This is a genomic window from Frankia sp. CcWB2 (assembly GCF_977927585.1).
Map to the genome: position 1 here is coordinate 761 of NZ_CDWRCM010000113.1, position 1552 is coordinate 2312.

The 1552-nt window shown below is 72.9% G+C and carries 1 pseudogene; it reads right to left on the bottom strand.

Going from position 1 to position 1552, the window contains the following annotated elements:
* Nucleotides 1-1442 (bottom strand): annotated as a pseudogene (locus ACY45C_RS13135) (AlkA N-terminal domain-containing protein); the annotation flags it as partial.
* Nucleotides 1443-1552 lie beyond the last annotated feature (110 nt).

The window sequence follows — 1552 nt, forward strand, 5'->3', positions numbered from 1 at the left end:
GGCGTAGGAGCGCCAGGGCCGCCAGGCCGCGGCGTCCGCCAGGGCCGCCCGACCCGCCGCATCCCGGCCCGGGCGGCCACGTCACTCTCCAACAGGACGTCAGGGTCGCCCAGTGCCCGCATCCGGATGTAGCCCGCCGTCCACGCACCGACGCCCCGCAGGAGCAGCAGCTCCTTCTCCGCCTCGTCGCGGTCGACGCCCGAGTCGAGACGGACGGTGCCGTCGGCGAGCGCGGCGCTGAGCGTGCGCAACGTATCGCGCCTGCTCTGTGGCATCCCCAGCTCGGTCAACGACGCCTCGGCGAGGTCGGTGACCCGCGGAAACAGGTGGGTGAGACCACCATCGGGGGTGGGAAGCGGTTCCCCGTACGCGGCAACCAGCGCGTCGCCGAGCCGCCGCCCCGCCGGCACCGAGACCTGCTGGCCCAGTACCGCGCGGACGGCGAGTTCGTGCGCGTCGGCGGCACCGGGCGCGCGTAGGCCCGGCTTGCGCGCGACCAGCACAGCCAGCGCCGGATCCGCCGACAGTCGTTCCACCACGGCGCGCGGGTCGGCGTCCAGGTCGAACAGGCACCGGACCCGCTGCGCCGCGGTGGTCAGATCGCGTAGGTCGGTCAGCAACAGACGGCACTCCAGCCACCCTCCGTTACCCGCCCGTTCGTCGACCTCCGCAACGCCGCTTCCTCTCGGCAGCCGCAGGGTTCGCCGGTACGTTCGCTCACCGGGCCGGCCGACGACCTCCTCGACGCCGTGGATCGCGCGTCGCTGAAGGTAGGCGACGAGTTCGTCGACCGCGTACGGCTCCCGATAACCGAGCCGAAGCACCAGCCCAGCCGCATCCCGGTTGTGACCCGGTACGGCGGACCGGGCCGGAGTCACCGGACGCGCCGGGCGCCCGCCCCGCAGTTCGCTCGGCGTGGCGGCATAGATCATCCTGATGGTGTCGTTGAACTGCCGGACGCTCGCGAACCCGGCCGCGAAGGCGATGCCCGTCGCCGCCAGGTCGGTGGTCTGGAGCAGTACCCGCGCGGTCTGCGCCCGCTGTGCACGGGCCAGCGCGAGTGGTGCCGCGCCCACTTCCGCGTTCATCTGCCGTTGAAGCTGCCGCACGCTGTAGCCCAGGCGCGCCGCGAGCCCCGAGACACCCTCCCGGTCGACCACGCCGTCGCCGATCAGCCGCATCGCACGGCCGACCACGTCGGCGCGAACGTTCCATTCGGCCGAGCCGGGCACCGCGTCGGGACGGCACCGCCGGCACGCCCGGAAGCCCGAGCCCTGCGCCGCCGCGGCCGTCGGAAAGAACCGGACGTTCTCCCGCTTCGGCGTGACGGCTGGACAACTCGGGCGGCAGTAGATGCCGGTGGTGGTGACGGCGAAGAAGAACGCGCCATCGAAGCGCGCGTCCCGGCTGCGCAGCGCCTCGTAGCGGCTCTGGTCCGTCATCACTCCACCTACTCTCGACGAGTCCCGTCTCGCATGCTGGCGGAAATCGGACGTCGTGCCCGTGGGCGCATGGCGGGCGCGGCCATCCCCGGAGACCACACCTATCCGTC